Source organism: Streptomyces alanosinicus (assembly GCF_014650595.1).
GTDB classification, from domain to species: Bacteria; Actinomycetota; Actinomycetes; order Streptomycetales; family Streptomycetaceae; genus Streptomyces; species Streptomyces alanosinicus.
The window spans coordinates 36,256-43,135 of the sequence record NZ_BMVG01000054.1; the positions used below are offsets into that span (position 1 = coordinate 36,256).

Annotated in this window: 7 protein-coding genes and 1 pseudogene; 6 read left to right on the forward strand and 2 right to left on the reverse strand. The window is 68.3% G+C overall.

What is annotated here, in order from left to right; genetic code table 11:
* Positions 1 to 33 precede the first annotated feature (33 nt).
* Entirely contained in the window at positions 34 to 1,386 is a 1,353-nt protein-coding gene (locus IE277_RS42655; protein ID WP_229882446.1) for an NsdA family TPR-like regulatory protein, read from the forward strand.
* Here IE277_RS42655 and IE277_RS42660 read toward each other — a convergent pair.
* Positions 1,341 to 1,652 carry a hypothetical protein gene (locus IE277_RS42660; RefSeq protein ID WP_189959089.1) on the reverse strand — a complete coding sequence of 104 codons (312 nt, stop codon included), beginning with the start codon at positions 1,650 to 1,652 and terminating at the stop codon, positions 1,341 to 1,343. The two genes, IE277_RS42655 and IE277_RS42660, sit on opposite strands and share 46 nt — an antisense overlap.
* Positions 1,653 to 1,771: 119 nt before the next feature.
* Here IE277_RS42660 and IE277_RS49940 point away from each other — a divergent pair.
* The 4 genes and pseudogenes from IE277_RS49940 to IE277_RS42680 form a co-directional block, all read left to right on the forward strand.
* A pseudogene (locus tag IE277_RS49940) lies at positions 1,772 to 2,047 on the forward strand (NAD(P)H-dependent glycerol-3-phosphate dehydrogenase); the annotation flags it as partial.
* Positions 2,033 to 2,938: a phosphoribosylaminoimidazolesuccinocarboxamide synthase gene (locus IE277_RS42670; RefSeq protein WP_373310998.1), complete on the forward strand. Its 906-nt coding sequence runs from the start codon at positions 2,033 to 2,035 to the stop codon at positions 2,936 to 2,938. The pseudogene IE277_RS49940 and the gene IE277_RS42670, both read left to right, overlap by 15 nt.
* A gap of 96 nt (positions 2,939 to 3,034) precedes the next feature.
* The gene (locus IE277_RS42675) at positions 3,035 to 3,697 is read left to right on the forward strand and encodes a 3'-5' exonuclease (RefSeq protein ID WP_189959090.1); all 663 of its coding nucleotides are present in this window, start codon (positions 3,035 to 3,037) and stop codon (positions 3,695 to 3,697) included.
* 53 nt (positions 3,698 to 3,750) lie between these two features.
* Positions 3,751 to 4,383: a mycothiol-dependent nitroreductase Rv2466c family protein gene (locus tag IE277_RS42680; protein ID WP_189959091.1), complete on the forward strand. Its 633-nt coding sequence runs from the start codon at positions 3,751 to 3,753 to the stop codon at positions 4,381 to 4,383.
* A 103-nt stretch (positions 4,384 to 4,486) separates the two neighbouring features.
* Here IE277_RS42680 and IE277_RS42685 read toward each other — a convergent pair whose 3' ends face one another.
* A complete protein-coding gene (locus tag IE277_RS42685) occupies positions 4,487 to 5,047 on the reverse strand; it encodes an NUDIX hydrolase (protein ID WP_189959092.1) in 561 nt (186 codons plus the stop codon).
* A gap of 1,120 nt (positions 5,048 to 6,167) precedes the next feature.
* On the opposite strand from IE277_RS42685, the gene IE277_RS42690 reads away from it, so the two are divergent.
* Positions 6,168 to 6,671: a hypothetical protein gene (locus IE277_RS42690; RefSeq protein ID WP_189959093.1), complete on the forward strand. Its 504-nt coding sequence runs from the start codon at positions 6,168 to 6,170 to the stop codon at positions 6,669 to 6,671.
* Positions 6,672 to 6,880 lie beyond the last annotated feature (209 nt).

Consider the following 6,880-nt stretch of genomic DNA (forward strand, 5'->3'; position numbering starts at 1 on the left):
CTGGACCGTCCGGCCTTTTCGGGGAGGCTGCCGATGACGACGCCCCTTCAGCTCCACCCGCTGCACACGCTGCTGGCCCGCAACAACCTCACGGCAGCCGCGTATCTCAAGCGGGTGGCCGACCGCCACAAGGCCCTCGGCTACGGCGCGATGGCGTTCAGGAAGGAGAAACTGAGCCGCTGGACACGGGAAGGCACCACACCCGAGCGCACCGCCCAACTAGCCATCGCCAGCCTGCACCACATCGACCTCGCCGACGTCGAACGGTTCGGCTGGCCCGACTTCCTCCTCCTCGCCCTCAACGACGACCGCATCGTTCTGGACTCCCCCTGGAGTCCGGCGGGTACCGTGAAAGTACTGACCGACAAGGGAGGGCACGTGGACCGTCGCGGCTTCCTGATCGCCACCGCCAGCGCGCTCACGGCCTCCCTGGCCCAGTGGGCCACCGCAGCCCCAGCCGTCGCCGTCGGCGACCGCGGACGCCGCGTCGGAACTGGGGCGGCCGACTTGTTCGACGTTCGCCTCGAAGCCTTGCGGCACCTGGACGACACCGTCGGCGCCGGGCAGGTCTACGACGCCGCGCTCCTCGAACTCCGGCTGATCACCGACCTGCTCAAGGACGCCTCGTACTCCGAAACGACCGGCCGGCGCCTCTTCGGATGCGCGGCCGAAGCCGCGCGCCTGGCGGGATGGTGCTCCTATGACGCCGGACGGCATGCCGCCTCCGAACGGCACTTCCTCACATCGCTGCGGGCCTCCGGCTCCGCCGCCAACCCCACCCTCGGCGCGATCACCCTCGCATTCTGGGCCAACCTGCGCTACAACGCCGGAGACCCCCAAGGAGCCCTCCACCTCATCGACGGCGCCCTGGCCGACCGGCGCAACATCACCTCACCGCGGGTAGTGGCCATGCTGCACGCCCGCGCCGCCCGCGCGCACTCCAAGGCCGGCGAGCCCACCGCCGCCTGGCACCAGGTCGACAAGGCGTTCGCCGCCTACGACACAGCGCCGCCGCCCGACGAGGACCTGCCGTCGATGTACTGGATCAACCACGGCGAACTCCACCAGGTCGCCGCCAGCTCCGCGCTGACCCTGGGCGAGCCGAAGCGGGCGCTGGAGAACTTCACCGCAGCCCTCGACCACGCCGACCCTTACGACACCCAGCGAGAAGCCCGAGGCACCGCTATCTACCTGGCCCGCCAGGCCGAGGCCCACCTCGGCCTCGGTGAGGTTGACGCCGCCGTGGAGGTCGGACACCAGGTCATCGGGGCCATGGGCGGAGTGGACTCCGCACGCACCACCGACACCCTCACCGAACTGCGCGAAGGGCTGAGCAGCCATCAGGACGTACCAGCGGTACGGGACTTCCTCGCATACGCGGCCTGACCGGGCAGACCGGCCAGGTGATCATCCAGTCGGCCGACCGCCCGCCCGTAGTCCTTCAGCGTGGTCTCGTCCAGCAACGCCGTCGACAGGTACCTGCCGTACTCGCACAGGGGCGGCACCGGCATCTGCGTCTCCTTCTCGAGGAACACCGGCGTCCCATCCAGTACACCCCGCCGCTTCAGCAGAACAGCCACGTCCGCCGCGGAGATCACGTCACTGTCCAGGAACCTCTCCAGCAGCCCGGACTGCACGAAGGCAAGATCCACCTTCACCCTCCACCAGGGGCCAGGGAAGAACTCCCGTCAGCTCACCTGTCTCGTACCACTACCAGCGGATCGAGACTGAACCACAGATCTCATGAGACAGATTTGAACAGCGGAAAGGAGAACTGGGCACCAGCAGGACGATGAGCGAAGTCATCGCCGAGACGACGGGCGCAGGGTCCGAGCGGATCGCCGTGCTATCCGGGCCCAATCTCGCCGGGGAGATCGTCGCCCGGAATCCCGTCGCGAGCGTCGCCGCCTGCACCGACGAGAACACAGCGGCGCTCGTCCAGGCCACCTGCCACACCCCGTACTTCCGGCCCTACACGAACACCGACGTGATCGGCTGCGAACTCGGCGGCGCCATCAAAAACGTCGTCGCATTGGCCGTCGGCGTCTTCGAGTACACCGACCGCTACACCGTCTTCCACTACGGCCGGATGCCGGACCCGATCCCCGGCAAGGGGGAGGCGACCTGCCGCATGGCCGTCTTCAACTTCACGATGCTGGAGGAGGAGGGCGTACGGACGCACTTCCGACGGTTCATCGCCCCGAACCGGATCGAGTTCACCCTCGCCCGTCTCCCGGACCCGGCCGCCCACCCCCTCACCCCGGACTCCGGCAACTACCTGATCCCCCTCCAGGTCCTCTTCCGCAATGAGCTCCCGCCCGGAAGCTCCGTCCACCGGCGGCTGGCCGCCGGCGAACTCACCCCGGCCGACGTCGGACTCGACGCGGTCCCTGCGGTCGGCCAGAAGCTGGAGCGGCCGCTCATCGAGTACGCGACGACCCGGGAAGACGTCAACCGGTTCCTCACCCCCGGCGACGCCCAACATCTCGCCGGCCTGGACGACGAGCAGTTCCAAGCCCTGCGTGAGATCACCGTCAAGGTCAATGCCGTGCTGACCGGGCACGCGGATAAGGTCGGGCTGAGGCACTGCGATGGCAAGGCCGAGTACCTGGTGACGAGCGATCAGGACCTGGTGCTCGCCGATAGCCCCGGCACGCCGGACGAGAGCCGCCTGATGCTGGGCGGAGTGCACTGCGGCAAGCAGGTCCTGCGGGACTGGTACGTGGGCTCCGGGAACGAGATCCCGGTCAGCAGGCTGATCGTCGACGGCGTGCCCCGCAGCCGGTGGCCGCGGCCCGCCGCGCTCCCGCCCGAGTTCCTGCCGGTGATGACAGACCTGTACCGGTCCTTGAGTGAGACCTGGACGGGTGAGCGGCGCTGGAACGCGCCGGATCTGCCGACGGCGACCCGGGCCGTCGCCGGCCTCATCGGCCGGTGACGGCGCATCGCATCACGGCGGCCGGTGCTCGGGCATGCCCGCCTCGACACAGGTCGGGGCCGACGGCGCGACGGAACCTACGAGAACGGTGAACAGATGGGCGGCTTGACCGAGGACCCGGCCTTCCGGGCGACGACCTTCGTGGTCATCGACTTCGAGACGACGACTCCCACCGGCTACCCGGCCCAACCCATCGAGGTCGCCGCGCTCGCCCTGCGCTACCAGGACGGCGGGTGGAAGGAGACCGGCCGCAGCGCGTCCCTGATCCGGCCGCCTGCGTTCGCCCCGGTGACACCAGCGGACACTGCCCAGACCGGCCTGACCGCCGAGCAGCTCCAGCAGGCCCCCGCCCCGGCCGGGGCGCTGGGGGCGCTGGACCGGCGCCTCACGGCCGGCACCCCGTACCTGCTGGTGGCCCAGCACGCGGCCACCGAGGCAGGCATCATCCACCACCAGGCCGAGCACTGCCCGACGCTGGCCCGAACCGACTTCCTCGACACGATCCCGCTGGCCAAGCACCTCATCCCGAACCTGCCGAACTACAAACTCGACACACTGCTGGCGCACTTCGGCATCCCGCAACCGCCGGACCGCCACCGGGCCTACGCCGACGTCGACGTCACCGCGAAGGTCTTCCTCCAGCTCATCAGCGCCGCCGACAACAACCCTCAGTTCGCCGACCTCGCGGCTCTGGTCAAGACCGCAGGGCGTACCGCCAAGGCCAACCGACCCGTCCAGGGCGGGCTGTTCGACGTCTGACCGCCACACAGGCATCCATACAACCGATCCGAGAAAGGACGGTGCTCGATTCGGTGAAGAACCAAGAGCAGGAGTTCACCGAGGTGCCCTTCTGGTTCGACCCACTGTGCCCGTGGGCATGGGTCACCTCGCGCTGGCTCCTGGAAGTCGAGAAGGTCAGGCCGGTGCGCGCCGACTGGCGGATCATGTCGTTGGCCTACCTCAACCTCGAACAGCGCGAGGGCAAGGGACTCAGCGACGACTACCGCACGCTGATGGAGAAGGCCTGGGACTCGGTGCGGGTCTGCGTGGCCGCCGCTGAACACGCCGGCCGCGACGTCCTCGGGCCGCTGTACACCGCCATCGGCACCCGGCTGCACAACCAGCGGCGACGCGAAGATCCCACCGTGATCACCGAGGCTCTCGCCGAGACGGGCCTCCCCGCCTCGCTGGCGTCGGCCGCCACGAGCACGGAGTACGACCAGCTCATCAAGGACTCGCACGACGAGGCGTTCAACGAGGTCGGCCTCGACGTCGGGACACCCGTTCTCCGCATCGCAGGCACGGCCCTGTTCGGCCCCGTGCTCAGACAGGCTCCCCGCGGTGAAGCTGCCGGACAGCTCTGGGACGGCCTGGCCATGGTCGCCGCGACGGACGGGTTCTTCGAGCTCAAGCGCAGCCGGGACAGCAAGCCGTCCTTCGAATGAGCGAACCCACACCGCGGCCGGTTCGGCAGGACGACGAACAACGAAGCTGGAGCCTCGACCGGCGCGCCCCGGTCTCGCGGGCCGCTTCGACCGTGGGCCCGGGTCAGCCCGCCTGGGCTGGCGTGCTGATCGCTCGCGCGATGCGGTGCCCGACGAGACGCTCGGCCAGATCCAGCGGGTACCAGCCGGCGCCGGACACCTCGGACTCCTGAATGCGCCCGACCTCGGCCCGGTCCGTTGTGAAGGAGTATCCGATGTCCAGGTGGTAGTGCTCCGGCTCGTCCTTCTCGGGCCTGGCCGGCACCTTGCCGTACTCGATGTAGGCGGGAGTCGGCGAGACGGGGAAGATCTGGCTGGAGTCGATGCCGGTCTCCTCCGTCAACTCGCGCACTGCCGCATCGATCAGCGTGGTGTCGGTCGGCTCGAGGTGGCCCCCGGGCTGCAGGGTGATCCCGTAGGCAAGGTGTTCGATGAGCAGGATCTCGGTGTCATCGCGGACGAGGAGCGCGCCAACGGTCACGTGTATCGGGAAGCTCCGCCGAGTGGCGAAGTCCCAGCCTTGAGTCAAGAGCCGCAGAGGCTCGGACAGTTGCTCGGCCTCTTCCGGGTAGCGCTCAAGGTAGGCACCAAGGACGCCCGAGATATCCGAATCACTGATCGCCACGGGTCACCTCCACGTCAGCCCGTGAGCGAAGCTCTCCATGACCAACTACTCGGATGAGAGCAACGAGCGTTAACAAGGCAGCTCCAAAAAGGGCGCGTGGCGTACGAGGAGGATCGCACTCTACAAGTTGGGCCTGAGCCGGTGCGCGCCAACGCGCCCGTTGCTCGGCTCAAGCGTCCCCAGAACTTTGGTGGGCCACCGCCCTCCAATCAGCGCGACACCGAAGCAGCCGCACTGCATGGACTCGGCCGTGTGCTGGCGCCCGGCGGTCGGCTCTTCTCACCTGCGGCCTGCGACCCGGCGTGAAGCCAGTCAGATACGAAGAGTAATCGTGGCCGACAGGCGGAGCTTGTGGCGTACGGACCGGCCAGTCGGTACGCCGGACCCTGGAATGCCGTGCTCGGCGCGGCCGGCCCTCCGTGTCATCGGCCAACGGATACGCCCTTCCCGATTGCCTGACCGCCCACGATCCTGGTCACCTCGCCCTTGGTCGCGCATCGGTGACCGGCGGCCAGATCGTGGTCGGTCAGTGGCCGCGGTTCAGGATGAAGGGCATCCGGTCCTCGCAACGGTGACACCGTACGGATACCCAACCCCTTGCCCCGCCTGGATACCCACTGCACATGCTGCGAATACCCGCAGGTCGGGCCATGGGCATCCATGCAGTGCGCAGCAGGAACTCACGCGTGAGCCTTGCCCGGGAAGGGACGGCAGCCGACCGCGGCGACCATTGGCCGGTGACCGGTTCCCGTCGTGTCGGCCACCGGTCATGGCCGCACGAGGACTGGCCATGACCGGCCACAGTCGTGTGCGCCGCCGGGTGGGCGGATGGCCAGAACCACCGGCCGGTCATGTGCAGCGGCCACTGGCCGGCGTAGTGTCCTGTCGGCCGACTGGCCAGAGACGCGTGCGTGTGGCCGATTGCGCGACGCATCGGCCAGCGCCCGTCGTCGCCGCGGCGTCATTAGACAAGGTCACTGTCTGCAACAGTGCTGCGGAGTCGCTGAACGTGGCAGGCTCTTGAATCCTGTCGGGGGGCTGTCCTGTGCCGCGCCCCTTTCGGGTCTGATCGCGTAATCGCCATCCGCTGGATCGGACTGCCCGACTACGCTCGACCGTCATGACGAAGCCTGGTGCGAAGGTCAAGATCGGCGCAGTTCAGGCGGCGTGGGACCAGGCGACCATCCTGCGCTCGGGGGACGACCAGAAGGCGTGGCCTGTCCTGAGTGAGCGCATCGCGGCAGCCACGGCACTCTATGGCAGAGTCGAACTCCTGCGCGGGACGGTATTCCTGATCGATGGCGCCCTCCACCAGATCGGTGCCAGCCGTCCCGGGAATGAGCAATTCGCCGAGCGGTTCACCCAGACGCTGTGGGACAAAGTCAGCAAGTGGGCCGGGCTCGTGGAGCCGACCGACTTTCCGATGGTGCGCCAAGTCGTGAAGGACGCTTTCGAGGGGCGCGACCCGGTGGCCTGGCGGGACCTGGCCGGGCCGGTCCCCGACAGCGAGTCCCGCACGATGACGTGCGCACTCGCGCTCATCGCCGATTTCGTGGACCGGGTCGACGGGCAGGGAGCGTGTGAGCGCGTGCTGCTGGCCAGCCTCGGCAGCGCCCTCGACTGATCCAGTGACCGCGGACAGGCACTGCGTAATCAAGCGGACTGTACTGCGGGAGCTGGGCGAGGAGTTGCAGCCATTGGGTGGACAGACGGCCGGATGAGCTTGCGAGGCATAAGCATGATCGCGGCGTGGGAGAGCATCGCTTCGGACTACTAGTAGGGCCTGGTCAGGTTCACTCGCCGGTGGCGTGTCCGTTTGATCGCATGTTCCGT